The organism is Bradyrhizobium sp. UFLA05-112 (genome assembly GCF_053572325.1).
On sequence record NZ_JBANBK010000003.1, the window covers coordinates 101,666 to 127,200 of the forward strand.

Annotated in this window: 24 protein-coding genes; 7 read left to right on the forward strand and 17 right to left on the reverse strand. The window is 63.2% G+C overall.

Annotation, left to right across the window (positions count from 1 at the left end):
* Positions 1-5: 5 nt before the first annotated feature.
* Positions 6-380, reverse strand: coding sequence for a response regulator (locus SO180_RS02950; protein WP_449377320.1), 375 nt, complete (start codon positions 378-380; stop codon positions 6-8).
* 135 nt (positions 381-515) lie between these two features.
* Complete coding sequence (locus SO180_RS02955; RefSeq protein ID WP_449377321.1) at positions 516-1,148, reverse strand: response regulator transcription factor; 633 nt, start codon at positions 1,146-1,148, stop codon at positions 516-518.
* 335 nt (positions 1,149-1,483) lie between these two features.
* On the opposite strand from SO180_RS02955, the gene SO180_RS02960 reads away from it, so the two are divergent.
* A complete protein-coding gene (locus tag SO180_RS02960) occupies positions 1,484-2,167 on the forward strand; it encodes a helix-turn-helix domain-containing protein (RefSeq protein ID WP_449377322.1) in 684 nt (227 codons plus the stop codon).
* Here SO180_RS02960 and SO180_RS02965 read toward each other — a convergent pair.
* The 4 genes from SO180_RS02965 to SO180_RS02980 are packed head-to-tail and all read right to left on the reverse strand — an operon-like array spanning position 2,145 to position 6,407.
* The gene (locus SO180_RS02965) at positions 2,145-2,603 is read right to left on the reverse strand and encodes a potassium channel family protein (RefSeq protein WP_449377420.1); all 459 of its coding nucleotides are present in this window, start codon (positions 2,601-2,603) and stop codon (positions 2,145-2,147) included. The two genes, SO180_RS02960 and SO180_RS02965, sit on opposite strands and share 23 nt — an antisense overlap.
* 55 nt (positions 2,604-2,658) lie before the next feature.
* Positions 2,659-3,009 carry a phasin gene (locus SO180_RS02970; RefSeq protein WP_449377323.1) on the reverse strand — a complete coding sequence of 117 codons (351 nt, stop codon included), beginning with the start codon at positions 3,007-3,009 and terminating at the stop codon, positions 2,659-2,661.
* Positions 3,010-3,027: 18 nt separating this feature from the next.
* On the reverse strand, positions 3,028-3,891 hold the full coding sequence (locus SO180_RS02975; protein WP_449377324.1) for an alpha/beta fold hydrolase: 864 nt from the start codon (positions 3,889-3,891) through the stop codon (positions 3,028-3,030).
* Between the two features lie 8 nt (positions 3,892-3,899).
* A complete protein-coding gene (locus SO180_RS02980; protein WP_449377325.1) occupies positions 3,900-6,407 on the reverse strand; it encodes an alpha/beta hydrolase in 2,508 nt (835 codons plus the stop codon).
* A 132-nt stretch (positions 6,408-6,539) separates the two neighbouring features.
* On the opposite strand from SO180_RS02980, the gene SO180_RS02985 reads away from it, so the two are divergent.
* From SO180_RS02985 to SO180_RS03005, 5 genes are all read left to right on the forward strand, one after another.
* Positions 6,540-7,466: an alpha/beta fold hydrolase gene (locus SO180_RS02985; protein ID WP_449377326.1), complete on the forward strand. Its 927-nt coding sequence runs from the start codon at positions 6,540-6,542 to the stop codon at positions 7,464-7,466.
* Positions 7,463-8,077 (forward strand): hypothetical protein, encoded by a 615-nt coding sequence (locus SO180_RS02990; protein ID WP_449377327.1) that lies wholly within the window; start codon positions 7,463-7,465, stop codon positions 8,075-8,077. Before SO180_RS02985 ends, SO180_RS02990 begins: the two co-directional genes overlap by 4 nt.
* 78 nt (positions 8,078-8,155) lie before the next feature.
* A complete protein-coding gene (locus SO180_RS02995; protein ID WP_449377328.1) occupies positions 8,156-8,803 on the forward strand; it encodes a CoA transferase subunit A in 648 nt (215 codons plus the stop codon).
* Between the two features lie 4 nt (positions 8,804-8,807).
* Positions 8,808-9,458, forward strand: a complete 651-nt coding sequence (locus tag SO180_RS03000; RefSeq protein ID WP_449377329.1) for a 3-oxoacid CoA-transferase subunit B — start codon at positions 8,808-8,810, stop codon at positions 9,456-9,458.
* Between the two features lie 11 nt (positions 9,459-9,469).
* Positions 9,470-9,928, forward strand: coding sequence for a MaoC family dehydratase (locus SO180_RS03005; protein WP_449377330.1), 459 nt, complete (start codon positions 9,470-9,472; stop codon positions 9,926-9,928).
* 181 nt (positions 9,929-10,109) lie between these two features.
* On the opposite strand, the gene fabI is transcribed toward SO180_RS03005, so the two are convergent.
* From fabI to SO180_RS03025, 4 genes are read right to left on the reverse strand one after another with little or no spacing between them, the layout of a single operon-like run.
* Positions 10,110-10,898 carry an enoyl-ACP reductase FabI gene (fabI, locus tag SO180_RS03010; RefSeq protein ID WP_449377331.1) on the reverse strand — a complete coding sequence of 263 codons (789 nt, stop codon included), beginning with the start codon at positions 10,896-10,898 and terminating at the stop codon, positions 10,110-10,112.
* Positions 10,895-12,109 (reverse strand): acetate/propionate family kinase, encoded by a 1,215-nt coding sequence (locus SO180_RS03015; RefSeq protein ID WP_449377332.1) that lies wholly within the window; start codon positions 12,107-12,109, stop codon positions 10,895-10,897. Before SO180_RS03015 ends, fabI begins: the two co-directional genes overlap by 4 nt.
* Positions 12,110-12,114: 5 nt before the next feature.
* The gene (locus SO180_RS03020) at positions 12,115-13,077 is read right to left on the reverse strand and encodes a phosphate acetyltransferase (protein ID WP_449377333.1); all 963 of its coding nucleotides are present in this window, start codon (positions 13,075-13,077) and stop codon (positions 12,115-12,117) included.
* Between the two features lie 29 nt (positions 13,078-13,106).
* Positions 13,107-15,323: a DUF3141 domain-containing protein gene (locus SO180_RS03025; protein ID WP_449377334.1), complete on the reverse strand. Its 2,217-nt coding sequence runs from the start codon at positions 15,321-15,323 to the stop codon at positions 13,107-13,109.
* A 142-nt stretch (positions 15,324-15,465) separates the two neighbouring features.
* On the opposite strand from SO180_RS03025, the gene SO180_RS03030 reads away from it, so the two are divergent.
* Positions 15,466-15,987, forward strand: coding sequence for a GNAT family N-acetyltransferase (locus tag SO180_RS03030; RefSeq protein ID WP_449377335.1), 522 nt, complete (start codon positions 15,466-15,468; stop codon positions 15,985-15,987).
* A gap of 9 nt (positions 15,988-15,996) precedes the next feature.
* Here SO180_RS03030 and SO180_RS03035 read toward each other — a convergent pair whose 3' ends face one another.
* The 7 genes from SO180_RS03035 to SO180_RS03065 form a co-directional block, all read right to left on the reverse strand.
* Entirely contained in the window at positions 15,997-17,085 is a 1,089-nt protein-coding gene (locus tag SO180_RS03035) for an AI-2E family transporter (protein WP_449377336.1), read from the reverse strand.
* 108 nt (positions 17,086-17,193) lie between these two features.
* Positions 17,194-19,221, reverse strand: coding sequence for a TonB-dependent receptor (locus tag SO180_RS03040; RefSeq protein WP_449377421.1), 2,028 nt, complete (start codon positions 19,219-19,221; stop codon positions 17,194-17,196).
* Between the two features lie 280 nt (positions 19,222-19,501).
* Positions 19,502-20,545 carry a HoxN/HupN/NixA family nickel/cobalt transporter gene (locus tag SO180_RS03045; RefSeq protein WP_449377337.1) on the reverse strand — a complete coding sequence of 348 codons (1,044 nt, stop codon included), beginning with the start codon at positions 20,543-20,545 and terminating at the stop codon, positions 19,502-19,504.
* 68 nt (positions 20,546-20,613) lie between these two features.
* A complete protein-coding gene (locus SO180_RS03050; protein ID WP_449377338.1) occupies positions 20,614-22,122 on the reverse strand; it encodes a glycerol-3-phosphate dehydrogenase in 1,509 nt (502 codons plus the stop codon).
* Positions 22,119-22,901 (reverse strand): class II aldolase/adducin family protein, encoded by a 783-nt coding sequence (locus SO180_RS03055; protein ID WP_449377339.1) that lies wholly within the window; start codon positions 22,899-22,901, stop codon positions 22,119-22,121. The genes SO180_RS03050 and SO180_RS03055 overlap by 4 nt, the downstream gene beginning before the upstream one ends.
* A 19-nt stretch (positions 22,902-22,920) precedes the next feature.
* On the reverse strand, positions 22,921-23,961 hold the full coding sequence (locus SO180_RS03060; RefSeq protein WP_449377340.1) for a 2-hydroxyacid dehydrogenase: 1,041 nt from the start codon (positions 23,959-23,961) through the stop codon (positions 22,921-22,923).
* A complete protein-coding gene (locus SO180_RS03065) occupies positions 23,954-25,534 on the reverse strand; it encodes an FGGY family carbohydrate kinase (RefSeq protein WP_449377341.1) in 1,581 nt (526 codons plus the stop codon). Before SO180_RS03065 ends, SO180_RS03060 begins: the two co-directional genes overlap by 8 nt.
* Position 25,535: the final 1 nt, after the last annotated feature.

A 25,535-nucleotide genomic window follows, 5' to 3' on the forward strand; every position in this document is an offset into this window, starting at 1 on the left:
CGCGCTTAGATCCTGTTTTCGCGGGCGCGTTCGATCAGATCGACCAGTGATTTCGCGGTAAAGGGCTTGGTCAGGTAAGCCACGCATCCCGATGCGACCGCGGCCGATCGATTCCGCTCGCAGTCATTTCCGGTGATATAGATCACGGGGGCCGAGATGCCCTTGTCTGCGATCCGCCGACGCAGGTCGATGCCGGATTGATCGGTCAGATCAATGTCGATGATGATGCACATGGCGCTCTCGAACTCGGCATGATCGAGCAGCGCGGCCGCGGAGTCGAACAGCAGCGTCGTAAAGCCGTGCTCGCGCAGAAGCCGTTTTATGCTGATGCGCACCGACACATCGTCGTCGACGACGAACACGGATCTGCGGGTCGGCACGAGGGGCAGCCTTCTGTTGAACGAGGATCTAACAAACCAGGTAGAGCTACACCCTCCATAGAACACGTCGTCATTCACATTTCATATTGTCCCTGGGTATAGGTATGCGGCACGACCCCGACGAACGGGTCCGGATTAGCCGCTTTGCTCGTTTTTGGGATCAAGCATGCCAAGGCGCTCCGCGATCGACACCAGTTCCGCGAGTGAATGAACCTGCATCTTTTCCATCACCTGGTGGCGATGCGCCTTTACGGTGCGCTCCGTGGTTCCGAGCTCGTGAGCAACCTGCTTGTTGATCTTGCCGCGCACGATCAGATCGAACACCTGCCGCTCGCGCGGGGTCAGTGCGGCCACCAGCGCCTTGAGCGAGTCGAGCTTGCTGCGCTGGCTGCGCGCGGCTTCGTGCCGGACCAAGGCGCGCTCGATCGCGTCGATCAACTGCTCCGACGAGACCGGCTTGGTCAGAAAATCCTCGGCGCCTGCCTTGATGGCCCGCACGGTCGTTGCCGTGTCGGCGTGCCCGGTGAGGAAGACGATCGGCAGCGTCGAACCGAGCTCGATGAGACGGCGTTGCAACTCCGGACCGCTCAGTCCCGGTATCTGCACGTCTAGCAGAATGCATCCCAGCCTGTCGGGATCAGGCAATCGATCGAGCAACTCCTGCGCCGCTGCGTACGTCGCAACATCGTAGCCGGCAAGCTTCAGCCGGCGTTCAATCGCCGTCCGAAACGAAGCGTCGTCGTCGACCACGTGCACCAGCCCTGGCAAGTTCACCTCTTAGCCGCGACGACCATTGGAGTTTCCGCCGCACTGAAACGCAGAATCAATCGGCGATCGAGTAGCCCATATGGATGATAGCGGGCATAGCGGACAATTCGTAAGTAGTAGTACCAAGAGCATCAAAATGCATTTTACAAAGACCGCTTTTTCTCACTCCGCGCAAGATATTGCAGCGCCTGTCCTTTGGTACAATGGCCCTCGAGACAATGGCTGGAAATGCCGCCTTCGTCGTAAAGCAACCCAAGCGGGAGTGGGGTAGCGCGGCACATTCCTCGCCATGAATAGCCTGAGACCAATTCAGCAATGGATTGAGGAGTTGGCCCATGTTCGTACGCATCATCAGCGATCCCCTGCCCCGTCCCAATTCGCTGCACGATCTTGGAATGAGCAGTGACTCAAATCCGATCGTGAGTTTAAGCGAATTTACCTACAAGAAGGGCAATGAGATCTACGGCGAGAAGGAGCCTGCCGAGTACATCTATCAGGTCAAGACCGGCGCGGTGCGAAGCTACAAGCTGCTGTCTGACGGACGCCGTCAGATCGGCGCGTTTCACCTCGCCGGCGATATCTTCGGGCTCGAGAACGGCCGCACGCATCGCTTCACTGCAGAAGCTGTCGTCGATACCACCGTGCGCCTCATCAGGCGGCAGAGCCTGGAGACCGTGGCCGAAAGTGACGCCGTGGTGGCCAAGAACCTGCTCCGCATGACCACGACCAATTTGCAGCACGCGGAAGATCACATGCTGCTGCTCGGCCGCAAGACATCGCTGGAACGGGTCGCGGCCTTTCTGATCGAGATGGATACGCGGCTAACTGCCGCAGGCGTCCTGGCGCTGCCGATGTCGCGGCGCGACATCGCCGACTATCTCGGCCTCACCCTTGAGACGGTCTCGCGGGCGATATCGCACCTGCATGAGCTCGGCATCCTCGGCTTCGTCGGCAACACCCAGCGTCAAATCGTGCTCTTGGACCGCCGACAGCTCGCTAGTCTCGATCTCCAGAACTGAAATCTTTGGCGCTGACGGCCGCAAGGTGCCCCAGCGTCTTGCGTAGCACCTCGAACAGCACCGCAGTCGACCAGCCGAAGAGCAGGATGCCATTCATCGCGGTCATCGGACCGACCAGCCGCCAGTCCGGCACCGGCGTGATATCGCCGTAGCCGAGCGTGGTATAGTTGACGAAGGCGAAATAGAGCAGATCGCTTCCGGCGGGCGCTGCACCGACCACTCGATATGCAAGCGCCCATACGAGAATTTCGAGCGTGTGAGCCACCATCAGGGCAGCCGCAGTCGCCACCATCACGGCCATCAGATGCACTCGCGGCCACGCAGCGTCACGTAACCCCGCCGCACGCGCAATGCCGATGGCGCCGACGGTCACCAGCGCGTGAATCATGATGTTGGCGAGGCTGATGACGGTGCCGACCAAGAATTGAAGCGCCATCATCCTGTCTCGTTTCGCCAAGTGGCGGAGCCGTTCTCCTCGAAGGAGATTTCGTCTATGATGCCTTCGGCGTGAACATGCCGCTAGCCGCCTTCATCGCGGACTCGCCCATGTTTCTGGCCTGATCGGTCAACGAGCGCATCTGGTCCTGGAAGAACTCGGACTGGATCCTGAGCGCTTCCTGCATGTCTTTGGCCTGGACGAGCTTGTCACCGAGATCGAAGGTCGCGGAGATGTTGCGCTGCATATGGCTGCAGAACTCCTTGGCTTGATTCGCGATCGGCAGCGGTGAGGAGCTCAGGCCTTTCTCCAGCAGATCAAAATATTCAGTGTTGGCCTTGCGCAGGCGGCCAAGCGCTTCGCTCATCATCGTACGCATATTCTCGGTCGATGGGATTTCCGCCATGATGTTGCTCCTCAAGGGTTACGCTGCAAGCCCGCCGAACCAAGCCCCAAAATAGCCAGCATACAGAGCTGGCAGTTCAAGATTCATCGAATGCCCAATGCGGGGCACCACCACCAGCCGGCAGTCCGGCATCGCCTCGGCCATGGCGCGCAAGTCAGAAGGCGGAATCCAGCCGTCCCATTCGCCCCACAGCACCAGGTGCGGGTGCCGGATCTCCGCCATGCGGCGCTCCAGCTCCCGGCTCTCTTTTTCCCGCGTGAGGTTGACGGGCGTCCCGATCCAGATGCCTTCAGAGACGCCAAAGGTCTGCTCGATGATGCGGTCGAACAGCGCCGGGATATCACCCAGCCCATCACGGAATCGAGGAACTTCGCCCGGCGCCATGCTCTCCGGCACGAACAGCGAGGAAGCCGCTGTCGCCATCACGGTTCGTGTCAGCTCCCTGCTGGCCATCATCGCACGGAAAAGCCCGATCTGATCGGCATTGAAGGCCATGCCGAGCGGCGTCACCGGATCGAGCGCGAACACGCGGCCGAAGCGCTGCGGCTGCATCAAGAGCATCCGGGCGGCAATGATGCCGCCGGTCGAATGCGTGGCGAGATGGCAATAGCTGACGCCCAGCGCATCGAGCGCCGCGAGCATATCCTGCGCATGCTGCTGCATCGAGTAGTTCGCATAGTCGGCCTTGGGCTTCGGCCGGTCGCTGTCACCGCAGCCGCGCCAATCGATGCCGATCACGCGGAGGCCTGAGGGAAACATCGGCGCGGCGAGCTCGATCCAGTCCTTGCTGGCGAGATTGCCGTGGATAAAGACGACGGTGACGTCGCCTCCTCCCCACTCTCGCCAGCTCAACTGAACCTCGCCCGCCTGCACCCTTGGCATGAGCAGCCCTATTTGTTCAGGCCGGCCGTCGGCGCAGCACCCGCCGGGGTCGGCGCCACCGGCAAGGCCGATACCACGGCCCCCTTGATCATGCGGTCGATACCCTGCGGCGACGACGTGTCGACGCTGCCCTTGGTCACGAAGTCCACGACGTCAACCGAGAACTCGACGGGATTGTCCGTGTGGATGAAATGTCCGGTTTCCGGATAGATCTTCAGGATCGGCCGGTTGCCGGCATTCGTCATCCGCGTCATGAACGGCGAGATGACGTCGCGCCCCAGATCCGTCAGCCCGTTGAACGCGGGCGTCGGGATGAAGGGCTCCTTGTCGCCGAACGCGAGGAAGATCGGCGCCTTGATCTGGGTGAGCCGCTCGTAGAGATTCTTCGGGTCATCCTGCTGCAGCTCAGAGCCGATAGTGTAGATGTCGTAGATGAAGACGTTGCACCATTGCTCGAGCTCCTTCGGATTTCCCTTGGTCAGCCCGACGCGCTGCTCAGTATGGAAGCGGGCGTATTCGCTGTCGTTGAAGAAGTAGCCGCTCTTGGCCGCCGACACAGCGCCGGTGTTCGGATCACGCTTCTTGAAGTAGAAGAAGTCGCGGATGTTCTGCTCATCGCGTGCCATCTCCGCGGCCAGAATGCCGGTCTGGTCCCAGGTCGCCTTCCACTTGTCGAAGTCATGGTCGAAGGCCTGGTCGAACAGGCGGGCCTTCTTGTCCTTGGCGATGGTGATGTCGCGCGGATATTCCTCGAGGCCGGACGGCGCTTCCAGCGCAAGGCCCTGCACCGCGTCGGGCCAGGTCAGGGCGTAGCCCATCACGAACTGCCCGCCGAGCGAATGGCCGTGATAGTAGGCCTTCTTGACGCCGAGTTGATTGACGACGAGGTCGTAGATGACCTCGCGCATGTCTTGCATGGTGCGGGCCGGGCTCTTGTCGAGATTGCCGGGCCCCGACATGCCGTAATGTGGCAGGTCGGGCACGATCACGCGCAAGCCGCTGCGCAGGGCGTATTGCATGATATTGCCGTAGTGCCCGCCGAACGCACCCTTGCCATGGATGATGACGAGCACCTTCGGATCCTTGGCCGTGCCGGCATATTCATCCATGTAGCCGATCTGCCAGGCATTGCCGCTCTTGTCCTTGGCGTTGGCGAACTTGACCGGATATGGATAGGTCACGAAATCCTTCCAGAAGGATTTTTTGGGATCGATGTTCTCGGCGACGCCCGGCACGCGATAGTTCTTGTCGACGAACTGTTGCGCGCGGTCGAGGCTTGCGACGTCGTCCATGAACGCGACGAACTTGGGATCGTTCTTGCGGTTGTTGATGAGTGGGAAGACGCCATAGTGGGCAACCGGGCTTTCCTCGGCGATGAGGTCCGCACCGGGCACACGATCGACGGCCTGCTGCGCGAGCTTGAAGTTCAACCAGAGGTCATTGGTGATGTGCATCACCAGCGTGCGCGCCTGGATACGGCCGAGATAGGCATTGATGTTGTGCGTTTCGCCGACCCGGTTGCGCCAAACGAGATCCACGGCATCGTAGAGTTTGGCACGGTTGGTGACGCTCAACCCAGCCTTCTCATTTGGCGGATCCCAGTAGAAGATCTCGGGCTGGACTGCGGTGAAATTCTGGGTCGTGCGATAACCAAAGTCATACCCGGTCATTCCAAGGATGGACCAGCCGAACGCAACGCCCGGCACCGGATGCTTTTCCTTGGGAAGCTTGTAGTAATCGCCGTTCGTGGCCTGCCATACGGGGTCGGACTCGATCGCGGCCGTCATCATCTGGAACGTCCAGTTGCCGACGGGATCGCCCGCGTCTGACTGCGTGGTGCCGCCGATCGGCATCAGCGCGCCGATGAACTCCGGATGCATCACGCCCCAGACATAGGTCTGCGTGCCGCCCATGGAGACGCCGGTCACCAGTGCCACGCGCGCGACCTTCAGATGATCGCGCAGCAGGCGGTAATTCGCCTGCACCATGTCGAAGTAGCTGTACTGCGGGAATTTCACGCCTAACCCGTCGGACGGCTTGCTGTCGCCCCAGGTGCCGAGCGGATCGACCATGATGACGAAATAGCGATCGGTGTCGATTGGCCGCCCCGGCCCGATGATGGGCACGCCGCCTGACAAAGCAGCGCCCTTGACCCACTGCTCGAACATGTCGGTGGAGTCGCCGGAATAGTAGGAGTTGATGACCACGGCGTTCGTGATCTCGTCATTGGCATTGCGCCGGGCCTTGCCGATCGCGATGTAGGAGGCGCGCAGCTTGCCGGCACCGAGCGATTCCAGCGTCACGCCGCCCTCGCCGCCATTCTCCCATTTCGAAGGATCGGACAGATCGTACTTGCCGCCGAGGCGGAAGTTGGCGATCTCGTATGTCTTCTTCAGCCCATCATGCTGCATCTGCGACGAACGGCGGGTGAAGGGTTGCGCGACAGCGAGCGCCGTGCCGACCAGCAACACGATCAGGCTCACGAAGCAACGTTTGAGCATGTCTCTCCCGGTCATGGCAGATTCCTCCTAGCGGTGTTTTGCGAAAACGCTAGGGATGTCACCCGGGAGAGCTTTGATTTAGCTCAATGGAATCCCCGACCGGAGATTGAAGATCGCAGCGATCAGACACTGCAGCCGGTCGTCGCAATGCCCTTCCTCAATCACGGCTCATATCGGATACGCTATGAGCTCGAAGGGCCGCCCGATGCCCCTGCCTATGTTCTGGTTAACGGGCTCACGCAATATGCCGAGCTCTGGGCTGCCTATCGCGAAGCGCTTGTCGCCCGGCATTTCCGCGTGGCGACCTTCGATCTGCTCGGCCAGGGCGGCTCAGACAAGCCGGCCCTGTTCATCAACCAGGACGACCAGGTTACCGCGCTTCATCGCCTGATCGGCGAGCTCTGCGATGGACCCATCTTCCTCAGTGGCATCAGCTTTGGCGGACTCATTGCACTGCGCTACGCGATTGAGCACGGCGAGCGACTGTCCGGCCTGGTGCCGATGAGCTGCTTTGCGGAGCTCTCCCCACAGCTGCTCCTGATCGGCAACGCCTTGCGCACCGGCCTGATCCTGGGCGGCACCGGCTATCTCCAGGACCTGTTGCTGCCGATGAACCTGTCCGACCAGTGGCTGAAGCCGCTCCTGGACAAGCTCGACAGCGTCAAGCGACAGGGCTGGCTCGTCAACGACCTCTACGCGCTCCAGAACCTGATGGAGTCCTTTCTCGACTTTCGGCCGTTGACGCCGCAGCTTTCGTCGATCACGCTCCCGACCATGATCCTGAACGGCGAGTTCGACTTCCTGACGCCACGTGCGCTGCACGAGACCCTGCGGCTTGAAATCCCCAACAGCTCGCTGGTGATCATCCCGAAGGCCTATCACGCCTTCACGCTCGAAAAGGGGGCACTGACGGCCGATCTGCTGGCGCGCTTCGCCAAGGACGTGCTCGCCGGACGCTGGCGGGGCAACAAGGCGGTCTGGGTCGCGCCGGAACAGCCCGGCGGCGAACTCACTCCCTTTCCCGAAGGCTATGATCATCTCCGCGCGATCCCCGTCCAGAGAGGCGCGACATGAGCGACTTCTTCGGACCGCTCGATTCTGAGGGTCGCGTGCCGCCCCACCAGCAAACGCGTGTCGCCGCATTCCTTATCTCCGCCCACGGCGCGCTGGCACGACAGTCCGCGTTCACCTTGCCCACAAAGCTCGAGTCCGCTTGGCAGACCGAGCTGAACACACAGCTCTTCCGCGAGACCGAGATCGTCTCGCTTCTGATGCGCGCGACGAGTTGGGCGCCTGATCCTGGCCTGGGCTATATGACCGTGGCCTGGGAAAGCGCCTGGTTTCCGGCGCCCGTCTACGAGATTTCGGACTGGCCGCTGGCAGTGGCAGCCGGTCTTGCGACGCTCGCCCACGCTGTTCACGCGGCCATCCGGCCGGCAGCACTGTTGCCGGCCGAAGCAAATCCCGAGGATCCATTCGCAATGGCGCTGCGCCGCATCGAGTTCGAAAGCGGCCGTCTGCTGCAGGCACAAATCCTGTCGCTGAAGGGGCCCGACCTTGTGCCTCATCGCGAGGCCGTCAACTCCGCCCTCGAACGGCGTCACACCGAGGTGCGCAAGCTCTGGCGCGACATGCTGCAAAGCGTCGGCATCGCCATGGCCGATTCAAATGACGATAAGCCTTGATGCAAATCAAAGCACCGCGGTGACAGCCGGCAAACATCCGCTCGCTGCTGTCCTCAGCGTCTGATCGGAGTTGCCGCCATGAAGGCCGTTTCCGTCGAAGAAGCCGTTGCGATGATCCCGGCAGGCGCAAGCGTCATGGTCGGCGGGTTCATGGGTGTCGGGACACCGGAGCGCCTGCTCGATGAGGTCGTCCGGCAGCAGAAGACCGGCCTGACGCTGATCTGCAATGACGCAGCCATCCCCGGCAAGGGCGTCGGCAAGCTGTTCGATGCGACGCTGGTCTCGCGGCTGACCGCGACCCATATCGGCCTCAATCCGAAGGCGCAGCAGCAAATGCTCGCTAACCAGATCGCGGTCGATCTCGTTCCGCAGGGCACATTCGTCGAACGCATTCGCGCGGGCGGGTGTGGCCTTGGCGGCGTTCTGACCCCGACCGGCGTCGGCACGCTGGTCGCCGAAGGCAAGCGACAGATCGAAGTCGACGGCAAGCCGTTCCTGCTCGAGACTGCGCTGCGGGCGCAGTTCGCGCTGGTGCATGCCTTTCTCGCCGACTATCTCGGCAACCTCTCCTACGCCCTCACCTCGCGCAACTTCAATCCCGTCATGGCGATGGCCGCCGACACCGTCATCGTCACGGCTGACAACATCGTGCCGGTCGGCGTCATCGCGCCCGACCACGTCGTGACGCCGGCGCCGCTCGTCGATTTCCTCATTACCAACGGGTGAGATCATGGATGCACAGACCATCATCGCCCGGCGCGTCGCCAAGGAACTGAAGAGCGGCAACCTCGTCAACCTCGGCATCGGCATTCCGACGCTGGTCGCGAACTACGTCCCGCCCGATCTAAAGGTGTTCTTTCAATCGGAGAACGGTCTCATCGGCACCGGCCCGATCCCGGAGCAAGGCATGGCTCATCCGACTCTGACGGACGCCGGTGGGCGCCCGATCAGCGCCCTGCCCGGCGCCTGCACATTCGACAGCGCGATGTCGTTCGGGCTGATCCGCGGCGGCCATGTCGACGTCACCGTGCTCGGCGGCCTCCAGGTCGACGCACACGGCCACCTCGCCAACTGGATGATCCCCGGCAAGATGGTGCCGGGAATGGGCGGGGCGATGGATCTCGTCAGCGGCGCCAAGCGCGTTATCGTTGCGATGCAGCACGCGGCCAAGGGCAAGTCGAAGATCGTCGCAAAGTGCACGCTGCCGCTGACGTCGGCGCGGCCGGTGAGCCTGGTGGTCACCGACATGGCCGTGATCGCCTTTCCCGACGGCAGGGCGACGCTCCTGGAAACCGCGCCGGGTATCAGCGTCGGCGAGGTGATGGCCGTGACGGACGCCGAGCTCACGGTTCCCGATACCGTACCGGAAATGAAAATCTGACGGGCACGACCATGCGGATATTCAGCGATTTCGCAGAGATCAAATCCGCTGTGGGCACCGAGATCGGCGCCAGCGACTGGATCGAGATCAGCCAGGACCGCATCAACCAGTTCGCCGAGGCGACCTGCGACGAGCAGTGGATCCATGTCGACCAGGTGCGCGCGAGCAAGGAGATGCCGGGCGGCAAGACCATCGCGCACGGGCTGTTGTCGCTTGCACTCGCTCCGCTCTTCATCCGTTCCGTGATCGGCCTGAAGGGCCTGCGCAACACGCTCAACTACGGCGCGGACCGCATACGCTACCTGGCTCCGGTCCCGGCCGGTTCGAAGCTGCGGGGCCGCGTCACGGTCGCCGAGGCCGAGGACGTGCCGCCCGATGGCCTGCGCGTGAACTATCATCTCGTGATCGAGATCGAAGGCGGCAAGAAACCCGCCTGCGTCGCCGAGTTGATCGCCCTGCACTACCGCTGAATACAAAAACTGAAAAACAACCCCATGCAAAGTAGATTCAGAGGCGGCACGACAAACTGCTGAATAACCGAAATTGCTTGACACGTCGGGCAAATCACCGGCATGGTGCCATGATCAGCCAGAAGCGTCCCAACCGGATGTCCCAGATTGGCTCCTGCGGCGCGCGTCGCGCCACCTCTCCTCAATCGATGATGTGATAGCCGCCGTCGATGTAGATGACGCTACCGGTCATCAGCTTGGCGCCGTCGAGCGCCAGGAACGCCGTGGCATGACCGACGTCGTCGATGCTGACGAGGCTCCGTGCCGGAGCCTTCGACTGCGCCTTGTCCATGAGCTCGTCGAACTCCGGAATGCCCGACGCCGCGCGCGTCGCCAACGGTCCCGGTGAAATCGCGTGCACCCGGATGCCCTTCGGCCCGAGCTCCGAGGCGACGTAGCGGACGGCCGATTCCAGCGCCGCCTTCGCCACGCCCATGATGTTGTAGTTCTCCACGACCATCTGGCTGCCGTAATAGGTCATGGTGAACATGGTGCCACCATTCTTCATCAGCGGCTCCGCCAGATGGGCCATGCGCAGGAACGACCAGCAGGAGACCTCCATGGTCTTGAGAAAACCCTCGCGCCCGACATCGACCACGCGTCCGTGCAGCGCTTCCTTTGGCGAGAAGGCGATGGAATGCAGCAGGAAATCGAGCTGGCCCCACTCTTTCGCGATGCGCTCGAACACCTGCTCGGTCTGGCCTTCGACCATCACGTCCAGCGGCATGAAGATCGGTGCTTCCAGTGCCTGCGCCAGCGGCTCGACGTGCTTCTTGGCACGATCGTTCAAATAGGTCACGGCCAGCTCGGCGCCGAGCGCGCGAAACGCCCGCGCGCAGCCCCAGGCGATCGACTGATCGTTGGCGATGCCAACGACGAGGCCTTTCTTTCCCTTCAGCGCAACCTTCGTCTCCGGAAACACGGGAATCATGACACCCTCATAGATCTGGCGTTTTGCGATTTTCCGTTCATCAGCAGCGCCAACGTGTGCTGCGCGATCATCAGTTCCTCGTCGGTCGGCACGACGTAGACGGGAACGAGACTGTTCGGTCGCGAAATCAGCCGCGAGTGACGCGCGTTCTCGGCGGCATCGAGCACAACGCCCAGCCAGCCGAGTTGCTCCGCGATGCGCGCGCGAATGCTGACCGAGTTCTCACCGATACCGGCGGTAAAGACGAACGCGTCGAGGCCCTGCAAGGCGGCAGCGAGCATCCCGGCGGCAAGACCGATCCGATAGACGAAGTAGTCGATCGCGAGCTTTGCGCGTGGGTCCGCACTCGTCTCCAGCTCCCGCATGTCGTTGCTGACGCCGGACAGGCCCTTCAACCCGCAATCGCGATAGAGGAAGTCCTGCACTTTCGCGGGCGACATGCCCTTCTCCGAGATCAGATAGAGCACGACGCCGGGATCTAGCTGGCCGGGACGCGTACCCATTGGCAGACCATCCAGCGCCGTAAAACCCATCGTGCTCTCGACGCTCTGCCCACCCTTCATCGCGCACATTGAGGCGCCGCTGCCAAGATGCGCAACGATCACCCGCCGTTTCGCGATGTCGGGCGCGATCTGCGGCAAGGTCTTCGCGATGTATTCGTAGGAAAGTCCATGAAAGCCATAGCGCCGCACGCCTTCGGCATGCAGCTGATGCGGGATCGCGTAATGATCGGCAAGCGGCCCATGGCTGCGGTGAAACGCGGTGTCGAAGCAGGCGACCTGCGGAAGCGAAGGAAAGTTGGCAAGGATCGCACGGATTGGCGCCAAATTATGCGGCTGATGCAGCGGCGCCAGCGGGACAAAGCGTTCCAGGCGCCCCACCACGCCGTGGTCGATCAGGACCGGCCGCTCGTATTCGGGCCCGCCATGCACGACGCGATGCCCGACAGCCAACGGTTGGAGGCGAGCCTCATCTCTCAGCCACTCGCCCGCGACCTGCATCGCGGCCGGAACGTCCGGAATCGCCTCGATCGGATAGGCGCGATCGGCCATGGGATCGCCACCCGCCCCGCTCGCCCGCAAACGCGGCCGGCTGCCAATGCCGTCCATCTGCCCCTTGATCTGCCGGCGAAGCGTGCCCTCGCCCTCGACCGAGTAAACCTGGAACTTGACGCTCGAGGAGCCGGCATTGATGACGAGAATGGTGTCCATGGCGGTCACGCGGCAACTGTCGGCGCCTTTTGGCGCCGTGCATGGGCGTAAAGCGCGGCCACGGCGCAGGACGCCATCCGCGCCCGCGGGCTGTCCGCGCGCGAGGTGAGCACCACCGGGACGCGCGCGCCGAGCACGATGCCGGCGCCATCGGCCATGGCAAAGTAAGCGAGATTCTTCGCCAGCATGTTGCCGGCCTCGAGGTCGGGCACGACCAGGATCTGCGCCCGGCCGGCCACCTCGGACTTGATGCCCTTGATCCGCGCGGCCTCGGGATCGATGGCGTTGTCGAAGGCCAACGGTCCGTCGAGCAGACCGCCGGTGATCTGGCCGCGATCGGCCATCTTGCAGAGCGCGGCGGCCTCGATCGTGGACGGAATTTTTGACGTCACCGTCTCGACCGCCGAGAGGATCGCGACCCTCGGTATCTTGCCGAAGCCGGCAAGATTGTAGAGGTCGATCGCGTTCTGGATGATGTCGCGCTTGGCGTCGAGATCGGGGAAGATGTTGATGGCCGCATCGGTGACGAAAATGGTCTCGGCATAGGCCGGCACGTCCATGACGAAGACATGGCTGATGCGCCGGTCGGTGCGCAGGCCGCCGGTTTTGGCCGTGACGGCCCGCATCAGCTCGTCGGTGTGCAGGCTGCCCTTCATCAGCAATTCGCCGCGGGCCTCGTGGATCAACTCGACGCCCTTGGCTGCGGCCGCGTCGCTGTGCGGCGCATCGACGATCTCATAGCCGGCAATATCGAGCCCGAACTTGCTCCCTGTTTCCTTGATCTTCCGCTCCGGGCCGACCAGCAGCGGCCGGATGATGCCAGCTCTCGCGCTGTCGACGGCGCCGCGCAACGATGTCTCGTCGCAGGGATGGACCACGATGGTCGTCGAGGGCGGCACGGCCTTGGCGGCCGCGATCAGATGGTCGTATTTGCTGCCCGCTTGCGTTTGCGTCGTGTCGGCCGACATGATGCTACTCCCAATTCTGACAAGCTGCGCTACGACGCTTTTGCCTTGGGATCGAAAGGGGCGACGTTCGACTCGCCTTCCTCACCGACACCGAAGAGCCCGGCAATCTGCTTCAAGCGCTTTGCCCGCTCGCCTGTGATGTCCTCGCTCGCGGACAGCACCTCGCGCATCGCCGCGAAAGCTCCGCGCCGCTGATTGACGTCATCGGGCAACATCTTCGGGATCGCAGCCAAGGCACGGTCCCGGTCGAGCAGCAACATGAAGAATTGCTCGCGAACCAGCATCTTGAACTCAGCCAGCGTCAAGCGGGCTCCAGCATGGTCGCGCCGAACCTGGCGCAGCGCCTCGATGCTTCGTTCGTCCACCATGCCGCGGGCGGAACCGACATAAAGCAGTGCACGAATGGCAGCCTCGCGAAGGCCGCCCTCACCGATCTTCGACTTCAGCTCGGCGATCCGCTTCTCCAACATCGCTCGGTGTTCGGCCGTCATCTCCCGCCGGCCGGATGGCGCGGCGTTCGGATCCACTCCGACCGCCGCCTGCAATGCGGGCGAACCATAGACGTTGAGGAAAACGGCTTCGCTCAGCGCCTCCTGCGAATCCCGCCAGCTATCCAGCGCGTGAACGATCTGCTTTGACATCTGTTCCTGGAACGCCAGGAACGGATTGTCCTTCGAGGCCGGCTTGCGCTTGTCCTCGACCGCGTCGGCCGCCGATTTCACCACGGACATCCACGGATTCTGACTGCTGAAGGCCTCGTATTGCAGCCGCAGCGGATGAATGTTGCGCGCCCATTCCGCCATTTGCGGTGTCACCATGCCCTTGATCCAGGGCTGAACGTACCTTTGATAGGCGGCAAGATTGAGTTCCGAGACGCGCTTGGCGGCGGCAAAGCGGCGCTCGTCCTCCGGCGAGTTGCCGCCCATCGCGCGAATATCGTCCAGCGTCCGCGCCTCGCAGCGCATGATCCACTGACCAGTCGCGAGATCGGCATTGACGGTATCGGAACCCCTCGCCTCGAACGTGGCCTCATAGAGTCCCGGTGGCAGCACGTCGATCAAATCGATATTGCTCGAGAATTCCGCGTGTTCCTTCTTGGCGACGCCGCCAGACACGAAGATGCCGAGATGGCCGACACTTTCGTGCACGGTATAGACGATGGTCTGCCCATAGGCCCTGATCTCATCGCAATCGGCATAGCAATCGAGGATCCAGTGCAACGCCTGCTGCGGCGGAGTAATGTTGTCGCCCTTTGAGCAGAACACCACGATCGGCGAGCGGATGTTACGCAAATCCACCTTCCGGCCGTCGGACATCTCGATCTTGCCGGCCGCGAGATTGTTGCCGACGAACAGCTCGTCGACGATGAACTGGATCTCCTCGGCATTGAGGTTGACGTGACCGCCCCACCACCGCTCGAATTCGAGGTAGCGGTCCGCTTCCGTGTCGACCTTGGAATAAACGTTATATTGCTTGGTCCAGAGCGTGTTCGAAGGATTCTGGTTCTCGAAGTTCTGCACCAGCCAGGCACCATCGAACTTGCCACCGCCGAGATCGCTCGCCAGCGCCGTAAGCCAGCTTCCGCCGAGCAGCCCGCCTGAATAGCGCATCGGGTACTTGCCGTGTACGCCCGCCCAATAAGCGAGCGGCGCGCCAGCAATGATGAGCGGCCCGAACAGTTCCGGCCGCAGCGAGGCCAAAATCATGACCGCCCAGCCGGCTTGGCAGTTGCCGATCACGCAGGGTTTGCCGTCTGCCTCGGGATGGCGGCTGATCACCTTCTCGATGAACAGGGCCTCCGCCCGCGCGATGCGCTCGATGGTTTGTCCCGGCATCGGTTCCGGAAGGAAGCCAATGAAATAGCAGGGATGTCCCGCCTTCATGGCGACGCCGATCTCGCTATCGGCCTTGAAGCCACCAATGCCCGGCCCATGGCCGGCGCGGGGATCGACCACGATGAATGGCCGCCGCTTTGTATTGATTTCGACGCCCTTGGGCGGAATGATACGCACCAGCGCATAATTGACTGGCTCGTCCAGCTTGCGGCCGTCCATGATCAATTCGGCGGCATATTGCAGAACGTGCGGCGCGGTTTGTGCGACATGTTCCCGGTACTGGTCGCCACGCTGACGCATGATGTCCAGAAAGAGGACGCTGCGCTGGCCTGCATCCACCAGATATTCGACTGCCGACGCAACCAACCCAGACATGGGACCGCCGGGGAGTTGTGCTGTGTCCATGGACATGTTCCGACCTCGCTGTCGCGCTGCATCATTCAAGTTGCACGGCCCGCGGCTGACGTTGATCTAGGTCAACGTCGGACGCCCTTTGAAGCGGTGTCGAGATATGACGCTCGGCAGTGATCGAGGCGAGATGGTATCGGGACCCATGACAGAGGCGGCAAACTATACAGCCCAGGAGATTCTGAAGGACGGAAGCCCGGTCGAGATCAGGGCGCTGCGTCCCGAGGACGAGGCGGAGATGCTGGCCGCGATCGAGCGGACCAGCCCGCAATCTCTGCAGCGTCGATTCTTTGCCATGAAGCGCCACTTCTCGGACAAGGAGCGTGCCTTCTTCCTGCAGGTCGACTTCAAGAATCACGTCGCGCTCGCTGCACTTGTCCGCGGCGGCGACGGACAGATGATCGTCGGGGGTGGCCGATTCATCGTGTTCGAGCCAGGCGTCGCAGAAATGGCCTTCGTCGTGACCGATGCGTACCAGGGGCGTGGACTGGGCTCGCTCCTCATGCGGCACCTCATCCAGATCGCGCGCGACGGCGGATTGCGGGAGCTGACGGCAGAAGTCCTTCCCGGGAATACGGCCATGCTACGCGTCTTCGAAAGGTCCGGCTTCAAACCGGCCGCACGCCGTGATCCGCAGACGGTTCATCTTGTGCTTCAACTCGGCTAGGCAGCAGCTTCAGTCGCCTGTCGTTTTTCGCACCGGCGCGCCGCTGTCGATACGGATCCACGCCACGGCGAGTTCCCAGGCCACCGATAGAATGATCGGCCCGATGAAGAGTCCGATGATGCCGTGTGCCAGTGTTCCTCCGATCACACCGATCAGGATCACGAGCGTCGGCGTGGTCAGGCCACGCCCCATCACGAGCGGCTTCAGGATGTTGTCGAGGAAGCCGACAAGGACGAGGAACACCGTCAGGAGCAACGCCGTCGTCACGTCCTTGTCCATCCAGATCCAGATGACCACGGGAAGAAGCACGATGAGCGGGCCGATCTGCACGATCGACAACAACAGGACGACGAAAGCCAGCAGACCCGCGCTTGGAATATCGGCCAGCTTGAAACCGATACCGGCCAGCAAGGCCTGAATGATCGCGACGCCGATCACGCCCTGTGCCACCGCCCGGATGGTCGCACCCGCAAGCGCCAGGAAATGCTCGCTCTGCTCGGGCACGATCCGGGTCAGGAAACCACGGGTCACCGCCACGAGTTGCGGCCCGAAAGGAAGGAGAATACCGGAGACGATGACGGACACCAGGAACTGAAGCGTGCCAAGCCCGGCATCGCCTGCGAATGACAGCAGCGGCCCCGCAAGCGGCTTCAAATAGGGCGCCACCTCACGCAACACCGCCCGCACGTTGGTGTAGGCCAGATCCCAGAATTCATAGAGCTGCGGGCCGATCAATGGCCACGTCTTGACCTGCTCCGGCGCCGGCGGAAGCATGACGTCACCGGTGCCGAGCTGGCTTGCCAGGTCCTTCACACCCTCCACCGCGCTCACGCCGAGCCAGGCGGCCGGGCCCAGAACGATGCCGAGCGCGACGAGCGTCAGAATCGCTGCCGCGGTCCGCGGACGTCCGCCGAGCAGTTTGGCGAGCCAGCTGAAGGCGGGATAGAACGCGACCGCAAGCACCGCGCTCCAGGTCAGGATCGACACGAAGGGTCGGATGATGACGAACGTCCAGATGATCAGCAAAGCCAGCAGGCCAAGCCGGATCAAGAGCTGGATGATATCTTCTGCGGACAAGAGCTGACGAAGCGTCTTCACGGCGGACTCTCATCTCAAGGCAGCCTTCAAAAATATCGATCGGCCTCGCGTGATCCTGTTGACCCAGATCAATGATCGCCTCTCCTGCGGTTCCCCGCCGGACCGCCCCTAGAAGGCGCCCGCCATCGTCACCCGAAAGGTGAGCGGCTCGACCGGGTGCAGCACGTAGTCCATCACGCCATTCTGGCACACGGCCGGCGGCGCAGCCTGCTGCAGGTAACAGAGATTGTAGAGGGAATCCGTTTTCAGGAGCGAGCCGTAGGCATAGGTGATCTGGTTGGCTTTTGTGTTGAAGAGATTGAGCACCTCGAGCTGGATGCGCCAACCTTCGGTCGTGCGGTAGCCGAGCCGCGCGTTGACGATGCTGGTCGGCTGCGAGCGGAACGCATTGTCCTCGGTCAGCGGACTGGAGGCGAGGTAGCGCCAGCGCACGCCGCCGAACCAGCCGGTCTTCTCGCCGAACGTGATGCCCGCGGACGCCACCATGGCCGGCGCGTTCGGAATATAGTTGCCGGGCGCGTTGCCGATCTGCGCCTCGGGGAAACCTGCGAGCGAGGCATAAGTTGTCGCCTGCTCGCTGTCGTAGCCGCGAAAGCGCGCATGCGTCATCGCAAGATCGGCGTCGAGGTCGATCCAGGATCTTGGGCGATAATGGTTGGTCCACTCGAAGCCGTAACGGCGGCTGGCGCGGCTCGCCGAGGTATCGCCGGCATCGCCGGAGAACAGAATCTCGGAATCCTGGTCGAGAATGAAGACGCTGAGCGAGGTGTCGAGATCGGGAAGGATCCTGCTGCGGACGCCGACCTCGGCACCTTTGGTGCGCACCAGCAGTGGTGACGGTGAGAGTTTCGTGCCGGGATCGCTGGGGTCTTCGGTCGTCGTCGCGCCGCGCGCGTCATTTGAGTGCATGCCGTAGCCGGCGCCGAGGAAGAACTCGGTCTTATTGAAGGGACCGAGCACCATCCGGAACTTCGGGCTGCCGATTGCGGCGCTGGTGCGGCCGCTATTGTTCGCATCGTACAGCGACGTGACATCGGCGGCGTAGTAATCGCCGCGCCAACCGGCCGTGGTCCGAAGCCAGCTGGTCCAGCGCACGGTGCTCTCCGCATAGACACCGACGCTGCCCTCGCCCACCTTGTCGCTGCGGATATTCGACAGGAAGTCGCGCTGAAACGTTCGCATCAACGCGAGCTCGATTGCGTCGTAGCGCGATTGCAGGCCGATGGTGGTCTCGATGGGCAGGCCCGCAAATGATCCGTTCAGCGTGCGCGCGACGTTGGCGCCGGCCATGAGCCGGTCATCATGCTGGTGGAACTGGTCGCCGAACGTCTGGTCGCTGAGGACATAGGTGAAATTGTTGAAGAGATCGAGCTCGCTCTTGACGACGTAGGCGTTGGCCTTCCAAGACCCCACGTCATCGCTCTGCGCAACGCGCGCCGACAGCGCGAAGCGATTGGTGTTGCCGCCGTCGCTCGGGTCCTCCGATCCGAACCGGTCGAGCAGGCCGGATGTGATCGCACGCTGCGGCACCTGGTCGGTCGAATTCCATTTGTTGACGTAGGCCATGCCGGTGATCGAGACGCCCTCGGTCGCGGTGCCCTCGCTGTAGCGCATGAGCCCGTTGAGCTTGCGCATGTCGTCGGGATTGTCCCAGGGGCCATTATATGTCCCCGCCTCGCCGGCGATCAGCAGCGAGCCGTCGCCGAGCTTCACCGAATCCATGCCAAGAAAGCGGCGATAGCCGAAGCTGCCCGCGGTCATCTGCGCCAGGCCCTTCACCGTGCGATCGATCAGGCCGATATGCACGCTGCCGACAGAAGAGAAATCACCCTCATCGGCGAAATACGGCCCCTTGCGCACGTCCATCGCGGCGACGGTTTCCGGGATTAGCCAGTTGAGATCGGCGTAACCTTGGCCGTGCGCGTGCGTGCGCATGTTGACGGGCACGTCGTCGACATAGATCGCCAGATCGGTGCCGTGATCGAGGTTATGGCCGCGGAGAAAATACTGATTGGCTTTGCCCTCGCCCGAGTGCTGGGTCACGATCAGGCCGGGCACCGCCTCCAGAAGTTCGCCTTGACGCGTGACGGGCCGTGCGCGCAGATCATCGCCCGATACGGTCGTTTCGCTTGCCATGGATGGCGACGCTGGCGGGCCGGAGGCGACGCCGCTGACGCCAGACGCCGCGACCACATTCGGACGCACAATGAGCCGCGTCGTCGAGGCCGTGGGCTTGCTGGAGCGCTGCGGCGAGCGTTTGGCCGTTTGCCGGGATGGCTCGCTACGGGTCACCTCGATCGGCGGCAATTCGCGCGGGACAGGAACAGCCTGCGCGAAGGCGCCCTCGCTTCTTGCGCATACGAGGCAGGCAACGAGCATCGACAACGCGGCCGATGCTCGCCTGCGCGCAAAATACTCAGGCCACCTCGACGGCATCGACGGGTCCGGCGCGGCCGAACGCGACGCGATAAGTAACGATGGAGACGACCCAAGCGAGCACGAACAGCGCGATCACCGCGAAGCCGAAATTGGCGAGCGAGCCGTTGAGGCTTTCGATCAGCGTCCACAGCGCGCCGTCGAGACCAAAACGCTGGCCGATCAGGCCGAGCGCCTCGACGCCACCAATGAACAGCGCGACCACCACGGAAGCGCCGGTGATGGTGAGGTTGTACCAGAGCTTGCGCATGGGATCGACGAAAGCCCAGCGATAGGCGCTCACCATCAGCGCCGAGTCGGCGGTGTCGACCAGCGCCATGCCGGCGGCGAACAGTGCGGGAAACACCAGCACGTCGGACAGCGGCGCGCCCCGCGCGGCTTCCGTCGCCGAGATGCTCAGCAAGCCGATCTCGGTCGCGGTATCGAAGCCGAGCCCGAACAGGAAGCCGAGCGGATACATGTGCCGGGATTTCGAGACCATGCGAAACATCGGCGCGAGCAGCCGTGCCAGGAAACCACGGCCGGCCAGCAGCGCCTCGATCCCTTCTGCATCATGGGTGCCCTGGGCGCGGACCGCGCGCAGCGTCCGCCACAGGCCGACGAGGATAGCGAGATTGACCACGGCGACCAGCAGCAGGAAGAGCGCAGACACCGAGGTGCCGATCGCGCCGCCGATGGTCTTGAGCAGGCTTTCGCCGCCAAGGCTCACCACGCCAAGGCTGAGCAGCAGCGTGGCAACGACCACGACCGTCGAATGGCCGAGCGCGAAAAAGAGCCCGGCGCTTCTCGGTGTATCGCCCGCATGCATCAGCTTGCGCACGACATTGTCGATGGCCGCGATGTGATCGGCATCCACCGCGTGGCGCAAGCCGAACACCCAGGCGAGCAGCGCGGTCGCCATCACCGCGGGCCGGTCGGCAAACAGCGCGAAAGCCCAGCTCCATGCGGCGATGTTGGCGAGGATAAGTCCCGCGAACAGCAACAGGGTGCCGGACTTGTCCCCCTGCCCAAACCACTTCGTCACGCGACCCGCTCCATCCAACCGCACTCCGGTATGATCTTTCTACCGAACTATCATACTCGGGGGCAAGCTTAGATGTAGCCCTCAAACGCGACACGCTGGGCCGGCGTCAGATGCAGCCCGTGCTTGGTCCGGCGATCCAGGAAGTCGGCAGGGCTTCTAGCCCACTCATTCTCGCGCAAATACAATGCCTCGCATTCATAGAAATCGCCGCCGAAATGACGTCCGAGATCGGCTGAGATGCGGGCCGGGCCCAAAAGCTCACGGGCGCGCGTCCCATAAAGGCGCGCATAGTGATGAATCAGCTTGCGCGGAAGATCGGGATAATCGCGCGCGAGACCGACGACGAAATCGTCGAAAGGACCGCCGATGTCGCCGCCGGGCAGCGGCGCGCCTGCCGTCCAAGCCGGCTGCATCTTCGGAAACCAGCCCGCCAGACGCTCGAGCGCATGCTCGGCGAGTCTGCGATAGGTCGTGATCTTGCCGCCGAAGATCGACAGCAGTGGCGACGCATCGGGCGTGCCGTGAATCTCGAAGACATAGTCGCGCGTCACTGCGGACGGATTGTCTGCGTTGTCGTCGTAGAGCGGCCGTACGCCGGAGAAGGCATGGACCACTTCGCTTGCACGCGGCGGAGCCCGGAAGTAGCGGCTCAAGACCTTGAGCAGATAGTCGATCTCGCCCTCGTCGATCGCGACGTCCTCGGCGCGGCCGTCGTAGGGAATGTCCGTTGTCCCGATCAACGCGAGATCGTCCTCATAGGGATTGACGAAGATCACGCGGCGATCCTCATTCTGGAGCAGATAGGCCTGCGGCCCGCTCCAGAATTTCGGCACCACCACGTGGCTTCCCTTGACCAACCGGACATTGTGCGAGGAGTTCAGGCCGGCAACGCCCTGTACGACGTCCTGCACCCAGGGACCTGCCGCATTGACGAGCGCACGCGCGCGGGCGATCTGCGTGCTACCGTCCTCGCTCTGCATCTCCAGGCGCCAAGTGTCCCCTTCCCGGCGCGCGCTCACCGCGCGGGTGCGCGGCAGGATTTTTGCGCCATTGTCTGCAGCATCGATCAGATTGAGGATCACGAGCCGGGCATCGTCGACCCAGCAATCCGAATATTCAAAGCCGCGACGGAATTCGGCGTGCAACGGCGCCCCCTCCGGCGCATGCGCGAGATCGAGCCCGCGGCTCGGCGGCAATTGCTTGCGGCCGCCGAGATGATCGTAGAGGAACAGACCGGTACGAACCAGCCAGGCCGGCCGTTGCTCCGGCGAGTGTGGCAGCACGAAGCGCATCGGCCAGATGATGTGCGGCGCCGATGCGAGCAGCACCTCACGCTCCATCAGGGCTTCGCGGACCAGGCGAAACTCGTAATATTCGAGATAACGCAGCCCGCCATGGACGAGCTTGCCGGAGCGGGACGAGGTGCCTTCGGCGAAATCGTCCTTCTCGCACAACAGGACCTTCAGCCCGCGCCCCGCCGCGTCTCGGGCAATACCGGCGCCATTGATGCCACCGCCGATGATGGCGATGTCGACAAGCCCGTGATCCCTGCCCGCCTCAGGCGCAGCGCCCGTCATCGCTTTCCGCTGCGCTTCTTCTCGACCCGTTGCCGTGCCGCCGCCTTGGCAGCGCGCGCCTTGCCAGGTTTTGGACCCGACTTGGCGCTGGACTTGGCGCTGGACTTGGCCTTGAGCTCGGGCTTGGGCGCCTGCAAGCCGTAAGTCGAGAATCCCTTCACCGTGTCGGCGATCTCCGCTTCGCTGAGAATATGCGGCGCCCCGAGCGCGAGCGAGAGATAATATTGCCGAGCGATAGTCTCGAGCTCGACGGCGAGCCACATCGCCTTGTCGAGATTGGCACCCACCGCGATCATGCCGTGATTGGCGAGCAGGCAGCCGTTGCGGCCGTCGAGCGCTTGCAGGGCGAGTTCGGATAGCTCGGCAGTACCGTACCGTGCATAGCCTGCGCAGCGGATGTCGTTGCCGCCGAACGCCGCCATCATGTAGTGGCAGGCGGGAATCGATTTGCGCGCGATCGCGAGGACCGTCGCGTAGGTCGAATGGGTGTGGACGACACCGCCGACATCCGGCCGCCCACGCATGATATCGAGATGAAAGCGCCATTCGGTGGACGGCTGGAGCGGTCCTTCCCAGGCACCGTGCTCGCCCTCGATCGGCATCGATGCGATCATCTCGGGCTTCATCGCGTCATAGGGCGTCGCAGACGGCGTAATTAGCATCCGGTCCTTGTAGCGGGCGGAGATGTTGCCTGACGTCCCCTGGTTCAGTCCCGAGGCGTTCATCCACCGGCATTTGGCGATGATCGCTTCGCGTAACTGTCGCTCCTCACGGGTCATGTCAAAACACCTTTCGTCTTCAGCAAGGGTTGAGCGGCGGCTCGCCGGCGAGATAGCGGCGCACCTCCTCCGCGGCCTGATTGGCGGCAATGGTGACGGTGCGCAAGGAGGCGCCGGCGATGTGCGGTGTCAGCGTGACGTTCGGCAGTTGCAGGAGCCGCCAGTCCGGCGGCACCGGCTCGACCGCAAACGTGTCGAGCATGGCGCCACCAAGGCGCCCCGAGGACAACACCTCGAAGAGCGCCTGGTAGTCAACCAGCGGGCCGCGCGCCGTATTGATCAGGAATGCGCCGGGCTTGACCCGCCCGAGCGCCGCGCGATCGATGAAGCCCGTCGTCTCGCCGGTGACCCGCGCATGCAGGCTGATGACGTCGGCGCGCGCCAGCAGGTCGGCCAGGCCGACATGCTCGACGCCGTCATTGCGGTCCTGCGCGCTGAGCTGGACGTAGGGGTCGGCGACCAGGATCTTGCAGCCGAACGCCTTGAGCAGCTTCACCACGCGGGTGCCGATCGCGCCGTAACCGACGATGCCCACCGTCATCTCGCCGAGCTCGCGACCAGTGCGGTCGGCGCGATAGAGATCGCCTCGCCATTCGCCGCCGCGCAAGGATTCGTGTCCGCTGCGGATCAGGCGCGTCTCGGCAAGAATGGCTCCGATGGTGAACTCGGCCACCGCGCTGGCATTGCGACCGGGTGTATTGACCACGACCACCCCGTGATCGCGCGTAGCCTGCATGTCGATATTGACGGGACCGCCACGCGAGACCGCAATGAACTTGAGATTCGGCAAGCGCTCCAGCATCGATCGCGAGATCGGTGCGAGGTGGGTCACGAGCAACGCTGCGTCGCCGATGAACTCGGCGACCTCGTCCGGATCGCCCATGAACTCCTTCAGCCCATCGAGCTTCGAGCCGGCATAGCCATGCTCCATCGGCTCGTCCGGCCAGGGCTGCTCCAGAAGGCGAATATCAACGCCGCTCCCGCAGGCCGCGTTGATCTTCTCGGCGAACACCGACGGCAGCATGAAGCGGTCACCGACGATGGCGATGGAGCTAGACATGACCGGCTCCAGCACGCAGCGCGGCAAGTTGCTTCCAGACCGGTCGCGACGCCAGCCTCGCCTCCAGGTAGGCCGGAAACATTTTCGCATAGCGCGCGGCCAATGCGGCATCTGGCGTTTGTCGTTCGTTCAAATGCGGTCTCACCCAATCCTCGGCACAACTGGTCATATCGGAATAAAGGCCGGTTGCGACGGCCGCAATCATCGCAGCGCCAGCCGCACCGGCTTCGCCGCGGCCACAGACGCGCACATCGCATTCAAGCACGGCCCCGAGGATAGTCCCGAGCGCGCGGCTGCGCGCTGCGCCGCCGGTGATCCGCACCTCGCCCGGCAACGCGCCCATCGCGGCATAGCAATCGCGGGCGGCGAAGGCGAGCCCCTCCATCACGGCGCGCATCAGGTCCCAATAGCCGTGACGCGACCGCAGACCGATGAGTTGGGCGCAAGCCTCATGGGCAACGAAGGGCCCGCGCTCGCCGGCATCGGAGATGAAGGGATGAAACAAGAGCTCGCCGGCCTTCGCCGTCAACACCTTCTCGTCCAGACGACGGATCAGATCGGCACGCGAACGCACGACGCCCTCGGCGGCGAGCAGATCGCGCGCGAGATCAAGCAGCCAGTCGATGTTCAGCGTTGCCGCCATGTTGGACTGCATCTGCGTATAGTGACCAGCGACCGGGAACGGCATGGTGTAGCCGGTCGCCTCCGCGTTCAGCGTGACCGCGTCGGCGCTGGTGGCAAGGCGCATGTGCATGCCGGTGGACCCGATGATGGTGCAGCCGACATCGGGTGAAGGATCGTAGAGGCCCGCGCCCAGCGCGTTGCAGACGACGTCGACATAGCCGAGCGAGACCGGCACGCCCCCGGGCAGTCCGGTCTCAATCGCGGCAGCCGCACTCAGCGGATGTGTCGTCGTGACCCCGTCGATGACCTCGGGAAACAGGGCCGCACTATCGGCGATGCCGATCAGCCGCGCTGTCTCCGCATCAAAGCGGCGCTTGCGGAAATCGCCACACGTGAAGGTCGATTCCGACGGATCGGTCGCACGCTGGCCGGTGAGCAGGAAATAGAGCCAATCCTTGCAGTGGAAGGCAGTCCTGGCCCGGGACAACGTCTCGGGCGCATGCGCTTGCAGCCAGGCGAGTTGCGGCCCCTGCTGGCAGGCGTTGAGCCCGGAGCCGGTGCGCCGATAGAGCGCGACATTGCGCTCGCTGGAGCGGATTCCCTCGACAAGGCCGGCGGCGCGGGAATCCAGCCATAGCAGCGCCGGCGCAACCGGGCGGCCATCATCATCGATCAGCCAGGTGCCATCGCCCTGCCCTGTGACCGCAATGGCCGCGAGACGCTGGGAAATATCCGGCACCGCCGCCACCAGGCCGCGCAATGCGGCGACCGTGTCGGTCCAGGTCCGCGACATGTCCTGCTCGACGCGGCCTCCGGGTGAGGTCGTGTATGTATTGGGCAGAGAGAAATCGCCGAGCTGCCGCCCGTTACGCGTGAACGCCACGGTCTTGATCAGAGACGTGCCGGCATCGATGCCGATGATCACGTCGCGCTGCGGCGAGGTCTGCATG